Annotated in this window: 19 protein-coding genes; 17 read left to right on the forward strand and 2 right to left on the reverse strand. The window is 37.8% G+C overall.

Annotation, left to right across the window (positions count from 1 at the left end; translation table 11 throughout):
* Positions 1-91: 91 nt before the first annotated feature.
* From ACXM1Q_RS04775 to radC, 17 genes are all read left to right on the forward strand, one after another.
* On the forward strand, positions 92-2,347 hold the full coding sequence (locus tag ACXM1Q_RS04775) for a pLS20_p028 family conjugation system transmembrane protein (RefSeq protein ID WP_458516701.1): 2,256 nt from the start codon (positions 92-94) through the stop codon (positions 2,345-2,347).
* 5 nt (positions 2,348-2,352) lie between these two features.
* Positions 2,353-2,637, forward strand: coding sequence for a BRCT domain-containing protein (locus ACXM1Q_RS04780; RefSeq protein ID WP_458516653.1), 285 nt, complete (start codon positions 2,353-2,355; stop codon positions 2,635-2,637).
* Between the two features lie 100 nt (positions 2,638-2,737).
* The gene (locus ACXM1Q_RS04785) at positions 2,738-3,040 is read left to right on the forward strand and encodes a hypothetical protein (protein WP_458516655.1); all 303 of its coding nucleotides are present in this window, start codon (positions 2,738-2,740) and stop codon (positions 3,038-3,040) included.
* Positions 3,040-3,690: a hypothetical protein gene (locus ACXM1Q_RS04790; protein WP_458516657.1), complete on the forward strand. Its 651-nt coding sequence runs from the start codon at positions 3,040-3,042 to the stop codon at positions 3,688-3,690. Before ACXM1Q_RS04785 ends, ACXM1Q_RS04790 begins: the two co-directional genes overlap by 1 nt.
* 8 nt (positions 3,691-3,698) lie before the next feature.
* Positions 3,699-5,648: a virulence factor gene (locus tag ACXM1Q_RS04795; RefSeq protein ID WP_458516659.1), complete on the forward strand. Its 1,950-nt coding sequence runs from the start codon at positions 3,699-3,701 to the stop codon at positions 5,646-5,648.
* A 10-nt stretch (positions 5,649-5,658) separates the two neighbouring features.
* Positions 5,659-5,910, forward strand: a complete 252-nt coding sequence (locus ACXM1Q_RS04800; RefSeq protein ID WP_458516661.1) for a hypothetical protein — start codon at positions 5,659-5,661, stop codon at positions 5,908-5,910.
* Positions 5,911-5,926: 16 nt separating this feature from the next.
* Positions 5,927-7,528: a phage tail tip lysozyme gene (locus ACXM1Q_RS04805; protein ID WP_458516663.1), complete on the forward strand. Its 1,602-nt coding sequence runs from the start codon at positions 5,927-5,929 to the stop codon at positions 7,526-7,528.
* An 11-nt stretch (positions 7,529-7,539) separates the two neighbouring features.
* Complete coding sequence (locus tag ACXM1Q_RS04810; protein WP_458516665.1) at positions 7,540-8,208, forward strand: hypothetical protein; 669 nt, start codon at positions 7,540-7,542, stop codon at positions 8,206-8,208.
* Positions 8,205-8,900, forward strand: coding sequence for a hypothetical protein (locus ACXM1Q_RS04815; RefSeq protein WP_458516667.1), 696 nt, complete (start codon positions 8,205-8,207; stop codon positions 8,898-8,900). Before ACXM1Q_RS04810 ends, ACXM1Q_RS04815 begins: the two co-directional genes overlap by 4 nt.
* A gap of 133 nt (positions 8,901-9,033) precedes the next feature.
* Complete coding sequence (locus ACXM1Q_RS04820; RefSeq protein WP_458516669.1) at positions 9,034-9,852, forward strand: ParA family protein; 819 nt, start codon at positions 9,034-9,036, stop codon at positions 9,850-9,852.
* Complete coding sequence (locus ACXM1Q_RS04825) at positions 9,852-10,118, forward strand: hypothetical protein (protein ID WP_458516671.1); 267 nt, start codon at positions 9,852-9,854, stop codon at positions 10,116-10,118. Before ACXM1Q_RS04820 ends, ACXM1Q_RS04825 begins: the two co-directional genes overlap by 1 nt.
* A gap of 17 nt (positions 10,119-10,135) precedes the next feature.
* A complete protein-coding gene (locus tag ACXM1Q_RS04830; protein WP_458516673.1) occupies positions 10,136-10,426 on the forward strand; it encodes a hypothetical protein in 291 nt (96 codons plus the stop codon).
* Between the two features lie 287 nt (positions 10,427-10,713).
* Complete coding sequence (locus ACXM1Q_RS04835; RefSeq protein ID WP_458516703.1) at positions 10,714-12,045, forward strand: ISLre2 family transposase; 1,332 nt, start codon at positions 10,714-10,716, stop codon at positions 12,043-12,045.
* A gap of 416 nt (positions 12,046-12,461) precedes the next feature.
* On the forward strand, positions 12,462-14,915 hold the full coding sequence (gyrA, locus tag ACXM1Q_RS04840; protein ID WP_458516675.1) for a DNA gyrase subunit A: 2,454 nt from the start codon (positions 12,462-12,464) through the stop codon (positions 14,913-14,915).
* The gene (locus ACXM1Q_RS04845; RefSeq protein WP_458516677.1) at positions 14,902-15,636 is read left to right on the forward strand and encodes a class A sortase; all 735 of its coding nucleotides are present in this window, start codon (positions 14,902-14,904) and stop codon (positions 15,634-15,636) included. Before gyrA ends, ACXM1Q_RS04845 begins: the two co-directional genes overlap by 14 nt.
* Before the next feature lie 59 nt (positions 15,637-15,695).
* Positions 15,696-17,108 (forward strand): HlyD family secretion protein, encoded by a 1,413-nt coding sequence (locus tag ACXM1Q_RS04850; RefSeq protein WP_458516679.1) that lies wholly within the window; start codon positions 15,696-15,698, stop codon positions 17,106-17,108.
* Positions 17,109-17,217: 109 nt separating this feature from the next.
* Positions 17,218-17,898 carry a RadC family protein gene (gene radC, locus ACXM1Q_RS04855; RefSeq protein ID WP_135035206.1) on the forward strand — a complete coding sequence of 227 codons (681 nt, stop codon included), beginning with the start codon at positions 17,218-17,220 and terminating at the stop codon, positions 17,896-17,898.
* Positions 17,899-17,940: 42 nt separating this feature from the next.
* On the opposite strand, the gene ACXM1Q_RS04860 is transcribed toward radC, so the two are convergent.
* The gene (locus ACXM1Q_RS04860; protein ID WP_458516682.1) at positions 17,941-18,594 is read right to left on the reverse strand and encodes a redox-sensing transcriptional repressor Rex; all 654 of its coding nucleotides are present in this window, start codon (positions 18,592-18,594) and stop codon (positions 17,941-17,943) included.
* 146 nt (positions 18,595-18,740) lie between these two features.
* Complete coding sequence (gene spxB, locus ACXM1Q_RS04865; protein WP_135035199.1) at positions 18,741-20,516, reverse strand: pyruvate oxidase; 1,776 nt, start codon at positions 20,514-20,516, stop codon at positions 18,741-18,743.
* Positions 20,517-20,675: the final 159 nt, after the last annotated feature.

Consider the following 20,675-nt stretch of genomic DNA (forward strand, 5'->3'; position numbering starts at 1 on the left):
ATAAAGCTGCTGTTTCTTTACGTGTATGTCCCTCTTTAACATATTCAAGGACACGTTTTCTAAAATCAATTCCGTATGCCATAAAAATAGTATATCATATACAGTTTATAATCTAAAAGAGTATAATTCTTTAGAAACAGGTTTTTTTGATGGAAACGGTGCTACAAATGGGAACATTACAGGTGAAAATGCGGAAAAAATGGCTGCCTTTTACAAATATTGGAGTAGTTATTTAGATGCAACCCCAGCCTTTTTATCATTTTTAGCTTATTTACCAGGAGGAATTGCCAAGGCACTTTATCAAATTACGGCTAGCCTTGAACATGTTTTTAATAATATGTTTAAGTTATTTGGGCTATTTGGTTATCTTGGGGATAGTAATACGGTTATTGGACAGTTTTACTATTGGTTTCAAGTTTTGGGAACTACAATTTTTACTTTAATACTTGTCGTCTCGGCTCTCATGGGTGTTTTTACTAAGCCTGTTAAGTTTAAGGGGGTTATAACCAATTTCTTATTAGTAAGCTTTGTAACAGCTGTTTTACCATTTGGTCTAACGACCATTTCATCTTCCTTAGCTCAAGATGCCATGAATATACAAACAGTAACTAGTGGTGATTCAGATGACAGTAAGCATTATTCTTCTCTAGCTATTCAGCCTATGAAGAATAATGTGGTTGATTTAAAGGTTTTGATTGATAATGACTTTTCAACGGAGCTCTTTCCTTTGGACAGTTATGGTTATATCAAACCTCCCAAAGAAGGATCAACACCTGTCAATAATATAACTGATAGTCCAGATAAACGAGATACCTCTGATTTTGCGACTCGAATAGACTTTGGTGCCACCTATGGGGCCTCTAATTCAGATTTATTGGATGAGATGGAGGAAGAGCAGAAGGGATTAAAGGGACTATTTTTGCATAGGTTGAATGCGAGTCAGAATGGAGTAGAGACAATAACTGATCATAAAATTGTCGGTGAAATGAATGCTCTGGAGCCAGTCTATATGAGGTATACCGTTAACTGGCTAGGCCTGTTTTTGCAATATGGAATTCTTATTGTTCTCTTAATTTCCATGTCTATCAAGTTTGTGAAATCAGTATTTGATATTGTCATTCAAGCTATGATTTCTCCCATTCAAGGTTATTCATCTTTATCAAGTTCAAAAAAATACAAGGAGTTACTAAGAACAATGGGAGGTGCACTTGCTGGAATTTTCTTTGAAATAATCATTATGCGGATGACTTTAGAAATTTTACGGGATTTGCCAACCCTATCTGTGACGACTGTTACCAAATTATCGGGTGGTTTCTTTGATGGACTCAATATGTGGGAGCAGTGTTTAGCTGCCTGCATCATCTATGTAGGGATCTTCTTTGCGGCTATGCAAGGGGTATCTATGATTGAGCGTTGGCTAGGTGTTTCTACAGGCCATAGTGAAACAGCTCAACAGTTGATTGGTGCCATGATGGCAGGTCAAGCTTTTGCGACAGGTGCTGGAGCATTAGGAGAGATGGCCTTTGCAGGTGGAGGAGCGGCTATGAATGTTGCTAAAAAAGTTCCTGGAGTTGCTGCAGAGGGAAGTAAGGTTCTTGGAAATAGTCTAGCTGCAACTGGTGGAGGTATCCGAGGTGTTTGGGGAGCGGCCCGGGATCAAGGGATTAAGAATACAGCCAAGGGTGGTCTCAGTAATATGATTGACGTGGCAGACGTTCTAGGTAAGGAAGCGGTTGGTAAGGCAAAAGATTTTGCGGGAGGAGTAGCTGATTCTCTGGGGCAAAAAGAACAAGCTGGATACGAGGCAGGCTACAATGCTTTTAAAGATAATAGTCTGAAAGATTCTCCGCAAAGTATTTTAAATACACCATCGAAGGATTTTAATGAAGCTATGGGATTTGAGCCTAGCCTTAATAGTGGTGGAGGAGAAACAGGGGCATCTGTGGACTTTCCTGATTCATCTGGTGAGGGTCCATCAGGAGTGACTGAATCAAGTCTAGATAGTGGGCCAACAGGAGGTCCATCTTTAGAGGTAGGACAACCAGATCATTTTAATGCGGAACCTAATTTAGAACCAACGACAACAAATAGTTCGTCACCAGATCTTGGACAAGCGGCTGGTCGGGGTACTAAACCTTCTCTAAATAGAAGTCAATCTAAACCTTCAGATTTACAGCCGAATCTTACTAATCAGGTAAATAGAACAGAAAAACCATCGTCTAAAGATCGCTTTAAGAATTCAGTGAATCAGATGTACTTTGCTAACCAGCAAGCACAAAATGGTTTGCAGAGAATGCAGAATCCTAGTCATATTAAAGGGGCTGAGATTGAGGACGGAGATGAGTAGTTGCTATGCTTGAGATTGAAGGAAAGAGAATTGTCATTACGGGAAGTCTTAGACCAATGAGACGTGTAGAGGTTATTGAATATCTTGAAAGTAGAGGAGGGATTGTACAGTCCTTTGTCTCTTATCAAACAGATTTATTAATTGTTGGTCATAGACAGTTGGATCTATTTGAACCAGAAAAACTATCAAAGAAGTATCTAGCAGCCCTAGCATTACAAGAAAAGGGAAAGGAACTTCAAATTGTTTCAGAAGAAGCATTCTTTACGTTTATAGAGGGGTCTCAGGAATGAGGCTTCTTTTTTTGGTGAAGTTTTTTCTAGATTTGTCCCCTTAACCCCGAAAATGTCATTATCTCTTACACTAGAGTTAGGAAATGAAAGGAGTGACTAGATGTCTGAAAAATATGGTGTACCACGGGATATTTATTCCAAGGTGAAAATTATTGGGCTATTTATGGCTGATTTAGCTTTTGTGGGTGGTTCAGGAGTTGCTGCGATCAGTATAGGTACAAAGATTTTCCCAACCAGTCAGTGGGCCCAATTATTGGCATTTGTATTGTTAACCCCACTCATGTGTCTCTATCTGGTTCTTCCAACGAATGGTGGGAAAAAGAATTGGCAAAGTATGTTCTTGTTTTTTAGAAGGAGACGGAAACGTTATATCAGTTTGAATTATAAGAGAGGAGAGAAGTAATGGCTATTAAGAAGGCACCAATTCAAGAAACTACCGAAAAACGTCAATTGGGACGTAGGCAGGATCGAAAACTGGGGAACCAAGAATATTTTGATTTGCATTCGAGTGTAGCTTTACTAGATGTGAAAGGGATTATTGATAATCGTCAGGCCTATATTCAGCTGGTAGATTATGGTTACTTGCAGCTGATGGAAATACCAGGAAAAGATCTAGGATCTCTGTCTTATAACGAGATTAAAAGAACTTTAGAAAACTTTGAGAAGTGGTTGTCAGATTTTAATACAAATATTCAGATTGAGACCACAACCCTTCCAACCAATACAGATACACAAATTACAGATTTGAGGCATCATTTAAGCCGAGTTCGGGAAGAAAAAGCCAAGTTGTTCCCAGATTCTGATAGCTATGCTCAGTTGGATGATCGTGAGGAGTGGTTGAGAAAGGAAATTCAGGTAGAAGAGAGTATTCAACAGGAAATCTACAATACTGAGTTTATTTTATGGCTTTTTGCTCCAACGACTACAGATTTAGATGAGTTGGTTCGGAAAGCTAAGTCTTATGGAAATAGTGATTTTGTACCACAGGAAATTACAAAAATAAAGAAAGAACAAATCTTGAAGCAATTTAATAACATGAATGAAAAGGTTTAGGAGGTTTTATGCCAGAATTATCAAAACGAAAGCAAAGACAGTTAAAGGCTCAAGGCTATGATCTAGCCTTTCTCAGTCGAATACAACCACAAGGCAATATTGATTTTAAGAAGGATGATCGATCATGGATGAGTGGAGATGGCTATCATACAGTTCTCCATTTTTATGAGTATCCTTCAACAGATCTAGATCGCTTTTGGCTATCTGAGTTGATGCTTATTCCAGGAACACGGGCCTTCTTATCACTTTATCGTGCTAATAATAAAGAATTGAAAAAGGATATTAAGGATTCGATTGAAGAGAAATCAACACGGATCACAGGCAACAGCAAAATTGTAGATAACCAGCAAGAACTAGATGAAATCAAGGATTTGACCCAACTGGATCGAGATATTCGTAAGAAAAATATTGCTATGTTGGGAATGTACGTGCGAATTTATGTGTCGGCTTCAACTAGAGAGGAGCTGTTTAAAAGAGTAGAAGATGTTAAAGATAAAACGTCAAACTTTAAGTCGACAATCCTTGCAGGAGAATTGGACTTTGAGTATCATTCACCCTTTATTCCAGCTGAGTACCAAATTGACTTGCCAAATCATAGACGAGGAGTGCCTATTCGAGCTCATGATTTAGCTGGTGGTTATTTCTTTAATCACACGAAGCTAGAAGATCAAAGAGGTGTTTATCTGGGATGGACTCCAACTAGGGGAGCAGTTAACTTTAATTTTCTAGAGCGAGATGAAAGACGGACCAGGTCTTTTATGATTTTATCTGGGAATCCTAAGATGGGTCAACGTTCGTTCCTATTGAAACATACGGATGGTTTGTATGCAAAGGGAAATTATATCCGAAATTTTGATGCGGATGGTAGTTTTTTAGATCAGACCAGAAAGCAACATGGCTTAATTTTAGATTTATCAGGTGAAGCAAATCGAATCAATATTTTTCAGGTGTTTCCTACTGTCACAAATGAACAGGGGACAGAAATAGATAAGAAAAAATCCTACAATCTCCATATTCAAAAACTAAAGAGTATTTTAAAGCTGTTGAATCATGAGGTTACAGGTGATGATTTAACCACCTTTGGAAAAATTTTGAATGAATTTTACATCGAGGAAGGGTTATGGGCTCGTAATCCAAAATTAAATCCTGAAAGACTGAAGGCAACGGATTTAATCAATGAAGAATACCCGATTCTCTCAGATTTTGTTCTCCATATTGATGACTATAAGCGAAGCTTAACCATGCAGAAAAATCCAGATGAGATTGAGATAAAGTCGGTCAACCGTATTTATAAGACTTTTGAAGAATTGTTAACAACAAATGCGGAGATGTTTGAAGGAACAACGGAATTTCAGGATATTTCCAGTGAGCAAGTTGTTACATTTGATTTTTCAGGTTTAAAAGGAACACCACAGCTTTTAAATGCTCAGATATTTTCGGTTTTATCACTAGTATCCGCAGATATTGTCAATAATGGAAAACGGTGTAAGCAGATTCTAAAAGGAAATCCCAATTTGAGTGAGATGGATATGCAGCACTATATCGTCAATATCAGTGAGGCACAAACACTGATTAATCCAAAGTATGAAAGTAGTGTTGAATTACTGGCGGATATGATTGCATCGATGGGAGATAATTTTGCAGGTGTGGTTTTATCTGTAAACTCTCTGAGAGGAATTCTTTTTGAATCAGGGGCTGGAAATCATAGAGATCCCTATGTGACAGCTGTTCAACGTATTTTTGGATTGATGCAATATCGTGTATTTGCTCAGACAGATGAAACGAGTATTCCTCTTCTGGCAAATGCTCTAGCTGGATCTATGAATCAATCTGAACTTGAGACATTACCACGGTTGATCAAAGGCCAGCTTTTCATGAATATTGCTGGGGTAGGGAATCTGGTATTTAATCAACAGTTATTGGCTCATGAATTACAACGCTATGGTGGTATTCAATAAGGAGGAAATGATGTCTACTGAGAAAAAAGGAATTATTGGTCGAAATAGAGAGGCCTTTCAGCAATATGTAGCTATTCGTAAGGCTAGAATGCAGGCGGAACGGGAATATTTTGCATCTGAAGGTGAATCTGATCCTAAACGATTAGAGGCTCAAAAGCAAAGAGATAAAGAGTTTATTCAAAGTCTTAAGAAAGTCGGTGTGGGAACGGTTATCTTTTTGTTGATTTATGCACTTATGAAAACTATTTTAGGTCTATGGTAATAAGGAGGAGGAAGATGTGAAGAAAATAATTTATTTCTTTATGACCTTTCTATTACTGATTTGGATAGGAATTACTAGTTTAGGTGGTCTGTTTGGATCAATCGCAGGTGGGACTAATAGTGGTTGTAGTACCTCGTCTAATAAATCCATTACAAAGACTGAAGAGAGTAGCCTATCTGTATCAGATGAGCAACTGGAGAATGCCAAAAAGATTGCTGCAGTTTTGAAAGAATATGGTCTTGATGACAATAAGGTTTATGGAGCTGTAGGAAATGCTCAAGCGGAATCTTCACTAACTTCCCCATTTACCGAGATGATGAACTTTTGGGATGTTTGGAAAGATGCTAATAATGCAAAAGAAGCAGTTGATGTTATTCAGAAACATGGAACTAAAGCAGAAGCTATCTTTGTGAATGGATGGGGTACTGTAGCAGGTATTTGGGCCAATAATGGTGTTAGTTTAGATGAGGCAACCTATAGGGGAGGTTCACCTGATGGTAGTCATTGGGTTGGTTTTGGGATTTGGCAATGGACAGGCTACAACGGTGTCATGCCTTACTTTGATTTTGCAGATGAAAATGGCTTGGAACGGGTAAATATCGATAATATGTTGACCTTTGCTGTTTCAGACAGTAGCAAGTATTTTGAACCTTATACAGCTGAAGGGGATTTTTACTACAAGCGTTTGGAAAAGATTAAGGCCATGCCTGCAGCTGGATCAGCTGCAGAGGGAGCAGGAATTTGGTTCAACAACTATGAATTTGCAGGTTCTGGGCCGTCTGTTGTTGCAGGAGCCCGTGGTCAGTATGCGACTGATTGGGCTGTCCGCTTAGGTAAAGAAAATCTTGATATGGATTATGCCAAATCCATTTTAAGTAAGGCTAATACAGTATCAGCACAGTCAAATAATAGTAAAAATACCTCCAAGTGTTCATCGAAAAGCAGTTCTTCCAAAGGTAAGGGTGGACACCCCTATGATCACGACTATTACTGGACAGCTGCTTTTAGAACTTATAATAAAGCTAGGACGATAGCAGCTGCCAATTTTGGGTTCACTACGCACAATGGGATCGATGTTGTTGCGGATTGGTCAACTTCATTCTTACCTAAGGGAGATAAGGGAGCTATCTATTCGGTTTACAACGGAACAGTGGTTGGTAAGAGTCCTGGTTTTGGCCAGATTTTAATCAAGAGTGAACCGTCTGATACTGAATTGGATAAACCAGTCGTACTTGAGTACACACATCTTTTAATTGATGGAGCTTACGGTAATGTTCAAATTGGAGATAAGATTGAAGCAGGGCAACGGATTGGAACAGAAGGTGATACAGGCTCACCAGGTCTTACCCACTTACACTTTGGAGTTCTAAATGCAGATGCCGTCGCAAATGGTGTCAATTTATGGACTGGAGTCAATCTTGATGAAAAGAATTATGGAGGCAGTGTCGATGATTTAATCATAGATCCAGGTCTCGTACTCGATGGAATTGAAGTGGGGTGGTTTGATACAGCTGCAAGTAATTATTTAGGGGATGATTTTATCCAGCCTAATCCACTTCAAATTCGGGTAGATGGTACTACAGCAGATGATCCTAGACTAGCTGGAAAGAAAAAATAAGGAGGAAAGACGTGGAGAGAAAAAGAATTGTGCAGGTGGTTATCTTAGCTTGTCTTGTGATAACGAATCTTGTCCTTTTTTCAAGTGCTAGAGCCCTAAGACAAGAACAAATACAATCTTCTGATCGATTGCTTGGTGAAAAATCAGGAATTATTACCTTGAGTGCTCAATTATCCAAGGATGAAAATCTTTTGCAAACATTTAAGGATAATGGGGGTGAAAAGATAAAGAAAGCCTATGCAGCGGAAGAAGAAGCTAAACAAAAGGTGTTTGATGATTATGAACGCTTGTCGAAAGAACTCCTGGATGCTGAGAGAATGAAAGACTCTAAAAAAGTAGAAGAAGTTCGGGAGAAGATTGATCAAGTTATGGTGCTAGGAAGTAGTAGAGAATTATTTTTGTATCGTGGCACAGATTGGAAAATGGCTCTGAATAAACAGATTCCTACTTTTTCTATCAACGGAAAGCAACCGAATACCATTAGTATTTCAGATGGGCAGAATCGTACAGTTGCTTTGTTAACAGTTTTGTATGATGATGACCAAAAACAATTTCAACTATTGGAGGTTGTCAAGACTTTAGAATGGTTAGAACCAACAGATGTTTTTGTACCAGGTTCAGGTGAAGTTGGTGTTCTTCCATCTTCTTCAGATGTTACTAAGAAAGGGACAGAAGAATGAAAAAATGGAAAGAGTATGATCGCTTAAGTAGAATTCTTATATCCTTTATTTCATTCTTCTTCATTTTTCTAGTAGGGTTATTAGCTTATAATCTGGTAACGTATCAAACTATAGAAGATCAAAAAAAGGAGTTAGTTTCTTATCAAAAACAAAAGGAGGAAGTTGAAACAAAGCATCAAGAAGTTTCTGCTGAGTTAGTGAAGGAAGAAGAGAGAATTACAAAAGAGCTAATTGGTTTTCCAGTAGTTGAATTGGGTAAAGATAAGGAGATGATTAGAGATTATCTCAATTTAATATTTACTTGGACTAGTGGTGACCAATATGATTCACAAAGAAATAAGATTAAGGCCATGAATACAGCAGGTACAGATAAAATTTTGAATACCTTAATGATGGAGAACTATAGAGTCCCTGTTCCTGAAAATCTAAAAGGGAAATTGAAGGATAATGATATTGACATCAATGGCTTAAAATCTCAGATGATTAATTTGGAGATTCATAGGGATTCTTGGACTCAGTCATCTGCAGCTGAAGTAACTTATACGGCTTTATTAGAGTATCAGGTATATATCGATAAGAAAGATTTAACAGGAGACTACAAAACAACTAGAAAACTTATGTTTACATTTACTTTATCTGATGTAGAAGAGAATAGAAGTATTCGTGAAGTAACTTATTCTTTTGTCCAATAGAACAAAAAGGTATATATTTAGTTATATACCTTTTTGTATACAAACATTGATTTTTTGTATTGTGTTTGATATAATAGTTATACAATAAATTATATAACCATTTAGTTAATAAAAATTATTTGAGGTGGTAGTTATGAGAATTCAGACCATTAATTTAGACAAGGGTGGCGGTGGAAAAAGCAGCCACACATATAATTTGGGAGACTGGTTAGCTCGTGTAAAAAAGAAAAGAGTTTTATTAATTGATGGAGCCAGAGAGTGTAATCTAACCCATTCATTTGACGTTTTCAGTGAGAAAACGATCTATGATATTTTTAAGACAGGAGAATATGAGATTTGTCCTATTTATCAAAATCTGAGTATTATTAGAGGTGATGAGCGATTGACAGATGAGCAGCTGGACTTAAATGCACGAAATAATAAATACCTTCAATTGTTTATCTGGTTTACAGAGCACTATGAGGAGCTAGCGAAAGAGTTTGATGTCATCCTTATTGATACACATAATGATGAGAGCCTGGTAACAGCTAATTTTATTGCAGTATCGGATATCGTTCTTGGAGTAACAGATGCTTCCACCAATGGTTTTAGAGCTTGGTTGGCTTTGAAGAGATTTGTGGATCATATTAAGCATGAGTCAATTGAAGTTATTACAAAAAAGAGCTATGTTCATGTTAAGCCCTATTTGATTGGAAATAAAATTGAATACTATGGAAATCATGTAACAGATACCTGTCGCCAATTCTTAGATGTGGTTGAAGAGGAGGAAGGTTATTTAGGCTCTGTTCAGAAGAAAGAATTGATGGCAAAGAGTCTCGTTATAAATCAGAGTGTTTTTGAACAAAGAGAGTCTATGACAGAGAAACAAGTGCATACACACCAGGTATTTTTTGATAATATAGAGTATGTATATAACAATGTTTTACGTCAGTTAGAAGGAGGTGATAGTTGATGGTAGAGAATCGATTTGCGGAACTGAAAGAGAACTTTGAGAAAGAAGGGAAAAAATCAGTAGAGCAAGTGAAAGCTAAAAGAGGCCGTCGAGTATCTTCTAGTTCTTACAGTAAGAAGGGCCGCTATCCTTTTGCACTACACGAAGAGGTTCGATATGATAAGTTGGAAGCTTTAGTGGAGTATTATGGATCTAAATCTGCTTCGGATTATCTAGAAAAATTGATTATAAAAGAGTTTGAAAAGATGCAGAGACGGTTACGTTAGTTTATAAGGAGAGTACTATGATCTATTTTGTTTCAATTCGGACTATTGTAAATACTATTTTGTTACTATTAGCGGGAATTGGAGTCTATATACTGTTTAAAACAATAGGCTTGAGTATGTTCTTCTTATTAATTGTAGGCTTGTTGGCTTTGAAATTTGTCCCAGCCTTAGTCTTGCCGATTATCCTACTGTCTATAGGAGTCCATTTTACAGGAGGATTTTCTTTTATTGCAGACTTGATTGTTGGGATCTTTTGGTTCATTGTTGTTGTAATTGTATGGGGAGAGTATCGGTATAGGAAGAAATAGGAAAATAGTAATTGAAAATTTTCAAAAGAAAAACGAATAAGTAAGAGGCTAGTGAAATGGTTTCGTTTACACAAAAAGCAACGATTTAGAGTCGTTGCTTTTTGTGTTGTAAGGAAGATTCTTTTTACACACAGATGTGATACTGATTTTAAAGATTTAGGGAGAATAGCTAATAGATATGTCCTTTTGTTTAGAGTATATGTTTTTTCTGTACCAGAATTAAAAGAAAATTGAAAAGAGTAGGTTGAATTTTTATAATATTTTATATATTTATTAAAGGAGTGGTGCTGCTAGTGTTTGATGAACGAGACCTTAAAGATAAAATCATTCTTCAAAATGAAGAAGATTTTTATAAATTTGTTAGTCGGTATGATGATCAAATGGTTCCTGTTATGAAAGAAAGAGGCTATACGTGCATTCATTCTTTGGAGCGTACAGTAGCATTTACATTTGGAGAATTTACATTTAGACGTCGCCGCTGGAAAAAAGGAGATCACTGGGTTGTTCCAGTCGATGAACGTCTTGGTCTGAAGAAAAATGTACGCTTTTCGGAAGAGTTTATGTATCAAATTGCCTATTTATCAACTATGATGTCCTATGATAATGTTGTTAAAACAATTCAGACAGTCTATCATATCTCTATAACGAAACCTACTGTTGTCAAAGCTGTAAAGATTTGTAATTCATTACTAGAGGAGAGACTAGAGTATCGTTTTTTTGAAGAGTCTCAAGAAATTGAAAAGAAAAAAGCAACTGTTATCTATATCGAGGGCGATGGAGTTATGGTAAGAGCTAGGGATCAAGACGTTGATAATAAGCATTTTGATCTATCTCATTTTCTAGTACATACTGGGAGTACAAAGGTTGGTAGTAATCGTTTTGAGCTTTTAGATAAAAAAGAATTTATCTCTTTAGATAATCGACTGGCAAGGGAACATGTTCTAGACTATATTTTTCATAATTTTGAAGTTGATGAAAATACTGTTTTAATCACAAATTCTGATGGTGGTCATGGTTATACTCCCTATGTTTTTAAAGAAATCGCAAAAGCTTTAAAAGTGAAGCGGCATGAGCATTTTTGGGATGCTTATCATGTCAATAAAAGCTTGAAATCGTTTTTTAAGCCATATCCTAAAGAATTACTAGATGAAGCTTTTGAGGCGATCAAATCTCATGATAAGTCAAAATTACGTACTGTTTTGGATACAACTGAATCACTAATTATTGGGGAGGAAGAATTCGAAGAGTTTACTATCTTTAAACGTAAGCTTTTGAATAATTTTCAGTATACAAAACCAGCCAAATTAAGAGGTTTTTCAAGTGCTGGAATTGGTGTTATGGAGTCACAGCATCGAAAAATCACTTATCGTATGAAGAAAAGAGGTATGTATTGGACTGTCCAGGGGGCAGAGACTATGAGTCAAATAATTTTACTTGCAGCTGAAGGTGGGTTACGAGATTTATTTTTCGGAACATGGAAAGATGAGTTCCAAAAAATAGAAGATTTATCAAAATTAAGTGCTTCTAAGATTAGAGTAGAACAGAATAAAATTAAGAAGGGCTATGATGTTCTAAGTATGAAATATAGGAAAAGTGGAGCATTAAGGAAGAAGTTTTAGTATTTATAAAGTTATATACAAAATTACACAACAATAGCTCTTTCTATAGGAAAGTTTTTTTGTGCTGTTTTCATATAAAAGTCTTGTACTGTGTCCATCTGTGTGCTATACTGTTTATATAAAAAATCGAATAAAAAAAGACGAAAGATTCCCAACATCTTCCGTCTCACCGAGTAAGAAATGCCCCTTCTCACTCAGTCACCTCTTAATGATAAGGGATAATGACAATCCTGTCAAGGCTGAGCAAGGAGTTTGTTCAGCTTTTTTTGTATTCTCGGTAAAGTTCTCCCACAATATTATTGTTCTATTGGGCTTTCTAAAAAATTCTACCACATACGAATCCAAAGCGGAACGTGCTTTTTTAGCTTTTTTTTGCTATAATTGTAGGTACTATTGTGTAGAGAAAGGCATTGGAAATGCAGGATAAACACCTTGTTGATGTAAATTTAACGAAAGAAATGAAGTCGAGCTTTATCGACTATGCCATGAGTGTTATCGTGTCTCGGGCTTTGCCAGATGTTCGAGACGGGTTGAAACCTGTTCATCGCCGTATTCTTTACGGAATGTATGATCTGGGAGTAAGCCCTGATAAACCTCATAAGAAATCTGCTCGGATTACCGGGGATGTTATGGGTAAGTACCATCCACACGGAGATTCCTCTATTTATGAGGCTATGGTACGGATGGCTCAGTGGTGGTCTTATCGGCATATGCTAGTCGATGGTCATGGAAACTTTGGGTCCATGGATGGTGATGGTGCAGCTGCCCAGCGTTATACTGAAGCCCGTATGAGTAAGATTGCTTTAGAACTACTACGGGATATTAATAAGGATACTGTTAATTTCGTTCCTAACTATGACGGTAGTGAGCAGGAACCGGCCATTCTTCCCTCTCGTTTCCCAAATCTTCTTGTTAATGGAGCAACGGGAATTGCGGTCGGTATGGCTACTAATATTCCTCCTCACAACCTAGGTGAATCTATTGATGCTGTTAAGTTGCTAATGGATAATCCGGAAGTCACAACACGGGAATTGATGGAAGTTTTACCTGGTCCTGATTTTCCAACAGGTGCCCTTGTCATGGGACGTTCGGGTATTCATCGAGCTTATGAGACTGGTAAGGGATCAATTGTTCTTCGATCTCGGACAGAGATAGAAGAAACAAATTCTGGTAGGGAACGGATTGTTGTTACAGAATTTCCTTATATGGTCAATAAGGCCAAAGTTCAAGAACATATTGTGAAGCTCGTTCAAGAGAAACGAATTGATGGGATTACCGCTGTCCGAGATGAGTCCAACCGTGAAGGAGTTCGTTTTGTCATTGAAATTCGAAGAGATGCATCTGCAACAGTTATTTTGAATAACCTTTTCAAATTGACTCAAATGCAGACCAATTTCTCTTTTAATATGCTGGCCATTCACAATGGTGTACCCAAAATTCTCTCTCTTCGTGAAATACTTGGTGCTTATATTGAGCATCAGACAGATGTTGTAGTTCGTCGGACTCGTTTTGATAAGGAAAAAGCAGAAGCTCGAGCGCATATCTTAGCAGGTCTTTTAATTGCATTAGATCATATTGATGAAGTCATCCAGATTATTCGGAATAGCGAAACAGATGCCCAAGCTCAAACTGAGTTAATGGAGCGTTTCAACCTGTCAGAACGGCAAAGTCAAGCTATTCTAGATATGCGTCTTCGCCGATTGACAGGCTTAGAACGAGATAAAATTCAATCGGAATATGACCAGCTCTTAGAATTAATTGCAGATCTAGCAGATATCCTAGATAAACCAGAACGTGTGAAGCAAATTATTCAAGAAGAGTTAGATGAAATCAAACAAAAATATGCTGATCCTCGTAGAACTGAACTGATGGTCGGAGAAGTTCTTAGCCTAGAAGATGAAGACTTAATCGAAGAAAGTGCCGTACTCGTTACCCTCTCTAATAAGGGCTATATCAAGCGCTTAGACCAATCTGAGTTTACTGCACAGAAACGGGGTGGCCGTGGTGTTCAAGGTACGGGTGTCAAAGATGATGATTTTGTTAGCCAATTAGTATCTACTAGCACACACGACTATCTTCTCTTCTTCACCAATCGAGGCCGAGTGTATCGCCTTAAAGGCTACGAAATCCCTGAATATGGTCGTACGGCTAAAGGATTACCAATTATTAATCTCTTGAAATTAGATGAAGGGGAAAGTATTCAGACCTTGATAAATGTAACGAAGGAACAGGAAGATCATGGCTTTTTCTTCTTCACAACCAAGTTCGGTGTGGTAAAACGAGTTCCAATTTCCGCCTTCCAGAACATTCGTCAAAATGGTTTGTTAGCTTTAAAACTCCGTGATGAGGATGAATTGATTAACGTTCTTCTTACCGATGGAGAATCAGACATTCTGATTGGTACACGCTATGGCTATGCCGTTCGTTTTAAGGAAAGCAGCTTGCGTCCGCTCAGTCGAGGTGCTGCAGGGGTGAAAGGGGTTAGTCTCCGAGACCAGGATCAAGTGGTTGGAGCTAGCATTGTAACGGATGAAGATGATCTAGTGGTCATTACAGAGCTTGGTTACGGAAAACGGACACCCGCTAAAGATTTCCCAACCAAAAATCGTGGTGGTAAAGGAATGATTTTAGCGAAAATTACCGAGAAAAATGGTCCACTAGTTGGTCTTAGAACGGTCCATGAAGAGCACGATTTAATGGTGATGACGGATAAAGGAGTTGTTATTCGAACTCATGTGGCAGATATTAGCCGAATTGGTCGTGCAGCTCAAGGAGTTAAGATTATGCGTTTGACAGATGACTCCCGTATTGTAACCTTTACAAATATAGATGCAGAAATGAAAGAAGATATAGAAGATGGCGAAGAATAAAAAGAAAACGAGAAATTGGCCACGTTACCTGCTTGCAGGAATTCTCTTTATTGTGGCTCTGGGCTTAATTTTTAATAGCTCTATCCGAAATATGGTCATGGTTTACCATACAAATCAGTACCAAGTAGCTAAAGTTTCTAAAGAAAAAATTGAAGAAAACAAAGCGGCAGAAGCGAATTTTGATTTCCAAAGTGTTGAGGCTCTATCAACCGAGAGAGTTTTAGAAGCACAAATGAACCAACAGGAATTGCCGGTTATTGGAGGAATTGCCATTCCAGATTTGAACTTGAACCTTCCGATTTTCAAAGGTTTAGCTAATGAAGTTCTCTATTATGGTGCTGGTACCATGAAAGAAAATCAAGTAATGGGGAAAGGCAATTATTCTCTAGCTAGTCACCATGTTTTTGGAATTACTGGAGCTAATCAAATGCTCTTTTCACCCCTAGAACATGCTCAAAATGGGATGAAAATTTACTTAACAGATAAAGACAAGGTTTATACCTATACCGTTAAGAGTGTTGAGACGGTTACACCAGATCGAATTGATGTAATCCAAGATACTGAGGGCATGAATGAACTCACTTTGGTTACCTGTGAAGATGCTGCAGCAACCTATCGAACCATCGTTAAAGCTGATTTAACAGAAGAATCTGATTTTAACAGCACTGATCCAGAAGTCTTGAAGGCTTTTGAAAGTCAATATAATCAAATGCAATTGTAATCGTCCAAGGTTTGGGACATCATGTTCCAAACCTTTTTCTAATAGAAAGGAAGAGAATTGTGAGTTCAGATTATCAGACCAAGATTGTCGAACGACGCCGTAAAGAACGGCGAAATCTGGGAATCCTTTTCGGTATATTAGCACTCTTACTGACTCTCTTTCTCAGTTTAGATTTTTTTGAAAAGGGAAAAAATAGTTTTATCGCACCGCTTATTTCTTTTTTTCAACCTAAAGAACCTCCCAAACCGCGCTTTAGCAAGGGAAATCAAGTTCTCTACAAGGACGGAGAAGAGGAAATCATTGGTCAAATTGTCAAAAGTACCGAGGATAAGGAAGAAGGTTTTATCTATGAAATTGAGCTGGAGCTAGGCCGAATCAAAGATAACATACCGGAAGATCAACTGGAAGCAGTAGCTACACTCTATCAATTGGGAGATGATGTAGATTTAGCACCGTCTTCGACACTTCAGGGAAGTGGGCAAATCACTAAAATTAATCGAATCAATCATCAAATTATTTATGAAGCTTCTGTTGAGCAACTGGGGCGAGTTTATGATATTAAAGAAGATGAATTGAAAACAACTCTTCAAGTTGGTTTAAAAACAGAAAATAGTCGAGAAGAGAATAATAAAATTTTCCGACAGGCATTGGAAGAAAGTCAATCAAACGGCTTCACAATCTTGGAGTTTCCAGAAGGTGAATTTGAAATGGGTGTTGATGATCCAGCCAAGGATTATTTTACTCTCCCATCCAATATTGAATTGCGAGGAAATAACACGACCTTAGTTGTGGATGGTGGAATGTTCTGGTTTGGTTTCGCAACTGGACCAGGAGCAACAGATGGTTTGACCAATTTTATCATGGAGAATTTGCACATTCGAGCTAAGGATCTTCAGAATGGGAACCAATTTATGTTAATGGCGAATCACGGGTATAATTGGACTATTCGGAATAATCAATTTACCTTAGTTCACAAGATGAGTAGTCACATTTTCGACTTAGGAGGAGTTCAGTATGCTGAGTTCATTGGGAATACCTTCTCTGGTTATGCTCCCAATCTAACAGATACTCAAGCTTTACCTGAAAATGCTGATTTTCATCGTTTTTATGCAGAGGCTATTCAACTAGATGCAAGTAATAATAGTGGGGTTTGGGATGGCTCCTATTTACGAAATACAGATCCTAATTATTCTACTAATAATGTTGAAACTATCCTATCTAATGGTATTGTTATTCGAAACAATCAATTCATACCTTATAAAGATGCCTCTGGTAAGGTAATAGCTTATGGTGCCACACTTGGTCAACATTCTTCCAAAGTTGGTTATGTAACTATTTCAGGAAATCTCTTCGAATCAACATTATCGACACGTTTTGGACCTTTAGAAAATCATCAATGGGTATTAAAACCAATCCATTTCCCTCCTGATACGACAACAGTAACAGAGTATGATAATCGGATTGAATCCTAAAAATAGATAAAAATGGGTACTATGGTTATTTTACACAATACCGATAGTACCCATTTTTTGATTATTTGACTCTCCATCTATTTCGAATAAATAGATGGAGGTGGCAAACATGTACGAGATTAAACATATAAACTCATCTCTTTTACCCAGAGAGAGACTAGTAGAAGAAGGACCTGAAAAATTAAGCAATCAAGAATTACTTGCGATTCTTCTAAGAACAGGACTTAAAGGACAATCATCGCTAGAGGTTGCTCAGATTTTACTGAAACACATCCAAAGTTTAGCTGAATTACGCTATCTAACGCTGCGTGAACTTCAGGAAATACCTGGGGTAGGTATCGTTAAAGCTATTGAATTAAAAGCTATGGTGGAGCTTGGTAAGCGGATTGATCAAGCCAAACTCAAAAAAGAGCAAGCTATTTTATCTAGTCATCAATTAGGTCTTCGCCTCGTTAAAGAATTGGGTTCTTTAAGACAGGAGCATCTATTAGCTATCTATCTAGATACACGAAATCAGATTTTAGAAGAGCGAACAATTTTTATTGGATCCGTGAGTAGAAGCTTAGCTGAACCTAGGGAGATTCTGCATTATGCAGTTAAGCATATGGCAAGCTCTCTCATTATCGTTCACAATCATCCGTCAGGTTCACTTAGACCAAGTCCCAACGATGATCATGTTACGCAAGTTCTATCAGAGGCAGCAGGAACTCTAGGGATACAGCTTTTAGATCATTTGATTATTACCCAAGAATCGTATTTTTCCTATCGTGAAGAAGAGCGTTTGCCTTAATATAGTTAAAATCGAGAGAATAAAATTCTCTCGATTTTTTGGCTATATAGAATCATTTTCAGATCTATTCATAAAATAAAGGAGGGTTTGTAATTCACTTGTTAAATCGACGTATTGAACAACCACATCTTTAGGAATAGAAAGATTAACCGGGGAAAAGCTTAGAATCCCTTTAATACCAGTAGCAACCAATTGGTTAGCAACTTCTTGAGCTTTCACACTTGGTACCGTCAAAATAGCTGTCTTCACTCCAGAATCCGCTAGTTTTTCTTGAAGCTGGGAAATCGGATAGATAGGAATCCCATCTTCTGTAACAGTACCAACAGCTTCATGTTCATCTCGATCAAAAGCCATGACAATTTTCATTTTATTGCGTTCTTCAAAACGATAGTGAAGTAGAGCTTTTCCCATATTTCCAACTCCGACTAGGGCAACATAAGTAATGTTATTATCGTTTAAAAGATCAGCAAAGAAGGTCATTAGTTTTTTGACATCGTAGCCAAAACCCCGTCTCCCCAATTCTCCAAAGTATGAAAAATCGCGTCGAACAGTAGCAGCATCAATCCCAATGGCTTCAGCAATTTGTTTGGAACTAGCTTTTTCAATTTTTTCAGTATTAAAACGCTTAAAAATGCGGTAGTAAAGAGATAAACGTTTGGCAGTTGCACGTGGAATTGGTTGATTTCTCACTTCCATAGTCCGTATCCCTTCCTTTCTCCTGAGTTTGTGAATTAATTATATTATAAGGGAAATAGTGATAAAAATCAATGAATCCACTTACAAAAATAGGAGAAGAAACAATAAAAGGTTGAGACCAAAGTCTCAACCTCCATTAGCAGCAATTATTTGTAATTGCGAGATTCCAAACCTTCTTCTTCAAGGAAGAGACGGAATGGCACAAGCTCTTCAGCTTCGTATTTCTCTTTGTAAGCTGCAATTTCTTCAGCAGAGTAAACTTTTGGATCCAAACGAAGTTCTGGAGCTTCAACTGGAATTGGACGATCTTGAGTGATGCGAGCATCGATCACAACAGTCTTACCAGCTTTGTTCAATTCTACCGCTTCTTTCATAACAGCATCGATATCTTCGATACGATCAACACGGAAACCAACAGCACCTTGTGCTTCAGCAATCATCTTGTAGTCTGGGTTTGTGAAGTCTACACCAAACAAGTGTTTGTTTGTATCTTCATATTTGTTCTTGATGAAAGCATACTCAGCATTAGAGAAGACAACGTTGATAACTGGAAGGTTGTATTGAACGTTTGTAATCACGTCTGGGTAGCACATACCGAAGGCACCATCACCCATGATGTTCCAAACTTGGCGGTCTGGGTTATCTTTCTTAGCGGCAATACCACCAGGAAGTGCGATACCCATTGTTGCGAAGAGTGGAGAAGTACGCCACATATTTTTAGGGCTCATGTGAAGGTGACGAGTAGAAGTTTGAGTAGAGTTACCTACGTCAATAGAGTAGATCGCATCTTGGTCAGCAAATTTGTTGATAGCGTTGTAGACTTGGTACAATTGAAGTTCGCCTTCAGTTTTGCCTTCCAATTTGTTCATGTAGTCACGCCAGTTTTGATTGTTTTTCACAACAGCTCTCCACCATGGTGTAGATTCAACTGGATTAACTTTTTCAAGAATTGCTTGAGCAGCTTCTTTAACATCACCAAGGATAGATGCATCAAGTGCATGACGTTTACCAAGTTTGTATGGATCGATATCTACTTGGATGAACTTCTCAATGTTCTTGAAAGTATTGTAAACTTCTGAGAATGGGAAGTTGCTTCCTAGGAAGAGAACAGTGTCTGCTTCAAAGATAACTTCATTGGCAGATTTCCAACCTACACGGTAAGCAGAACCAGTCAAACCTTCATAATCCCATTCAAAGGCTTCAAAGTTTTTACCAGTTGTTACGATAGGAGCTTTAATTTTACGGGAAAGTTCAGTGATCACATCACCTGCACCAACACCACCAAAACCAGCATAGATTACTGGACGTTTTGCATTGTTAAGGATTTCAACCGCTTTATCAACTTCAGCTTGGTTCAAAGCTGGAGCAACAAAAGTACGGTCGTAAGTACCTGATCCATAGTAAGAATCCGCATCGATTTCTTCAAAACCAAAGTTAACTGGGATTTCAACTACAGCAGGACCTTTTTTAGCAATTGCAGCACGGCAAGCTTCATCAATGACTTTTGGTAATTGAGCAGCATAAGCTACACGCTTGTTATAAACTGCTACACCATTGTACATTGGGTTTTGGTTCAATTCTTGGAAAGCATCCATGTTCAATTCAGTAACTGGACGAGAACCAAGGATTGCCAACATTGGAGTTGCATCCATTGCAGCATCGTAGATACCGTTAATCAAGTGAGTCGCACCTGGTCCACCAGATCCAACACAGACCCCAATAGAGCCACCGAATTTAGCTTGCATAAGAGCTGCAAGAGCACCAGTTTCTTCATGGCGTACTTGCAAGAATTGAATGTCTTTATCTTCTGCAAGTGCATCCATCAAGGAACTCAAGGTACCAGAAGGGATACCGTAAATTGTATCAACGCCCCAGGTTTTCAAGACGTTAAGCATAGCAGCAGAAGCAGTGATTTTAGTCATAGTGACAAATCTCCTTTTGAAATAGTAATCATAAACTAATTAATGGAAACGCTTAACTAGTATTACAAACAAATTATATCACACTTCTATCGAGAAAGACAATAATCTGCTCACAATTATGAGAATTATTCTAAAAATAAAAAAAGACGATAGATTCTT

It is taken from the genome of Streptococcus sp. 10F2 (assembly GCF_054331515.2).

Coding starts and splice junctions, on each gene's coding strand:
- ACXM1Q_RS04860 (WP_458516682.1), bottom strand. CDS start 18,594: ATGGAAGTGAGAAATCAACCAATTCCACGTGCAACTGCCAAACGTTTA.
- radC (WP_135035206.1), top strand. CDS start 17,218: ATGTACGAGATTAAACATATAAACTCATCTCTTTTACCCAGAGAGAGA.
- ACXM1Q_RS04780 (WP_458516653.1), top strand. CDS start 2,353: ATGCTTGAGATTGAAGGAAAGAGAATTGTCATTACGGGAAGTCTTAGA.
- ACXM1Q_RS04830 (WP_458516673.1), top strand. CDS start 10,136: ATGATCTATTTTGTTTCAATTCGGACTATTGTAAATACTATTTTGTTA.
- gyrA (WP_458516675.1), top strand. CDS start 12,462: ATGCAGGATAAACACCTTGTTGATGTAAATTTAACGAAAGAAATGAAG.
- ACXM1Q_RS04820 (WP_458516669.1), top strand. CDS start 9,034: ATGAGAATTCAGACCATTAATTTAGACAAGGGTGGCGGTGGAAAAAGC.
- ACXM1Q_RS04785 (WP_458516655.1), top strand. CDS start 2,738: ATGTCTGAAAAATATGGTGTACCACGGGATATTTATTCCAAGGTGAAA.
- ACXM1Q_RS04800 (WP_458516661.1), top strand. CDS start 5,659: ATGTCTACTGAGAAAAAAGGAATTATTGGTCGAAATAGAGAGGCCTTT.
- spxB (WP_135035199.1), bottom strand. CDS start 20,516: ATGACTAAAATCACTGCTTCTGCTGCTATGCTTAACGTCTTGAAAACC.
- ACXM1Q_RS04815 (WP_458516667.1), top strand. CDS start 8,205: ATGAAAAAATGGAAAGAGTATGATCGCTTAAGTAGAATTCTTATATCC.
- ACXM1Q_RS04790 (WP_458516657.1), top strand. CDS start 3,040: ATGGCTATTAAGAAGGCACCAATTCAAGAAACTACCGAAAAACGTCAA.
- ACXM1Q_RS04845 (WP_458516677.1), top strand. CDS start 14,902: ATGGCGAAGAATAAAAAGAAAACGAGAAATTGGCCACGTTACCTGCTT.
- ACXM1Q_RS04825 (WP_458516671.1), top strand. CDS start 9,852: ATGGTAGAGAATCGATTTGCGGAACTGAAAGAGAACTTTGAGAAAGAA.
- ACXM1Q_RS04795 (WP_458516659.1), top strand. CDS start 3,699: ATGCCAGAATTATCAAAACGAAAGCAAAGACAGTTAAAGGCTCAAGGC.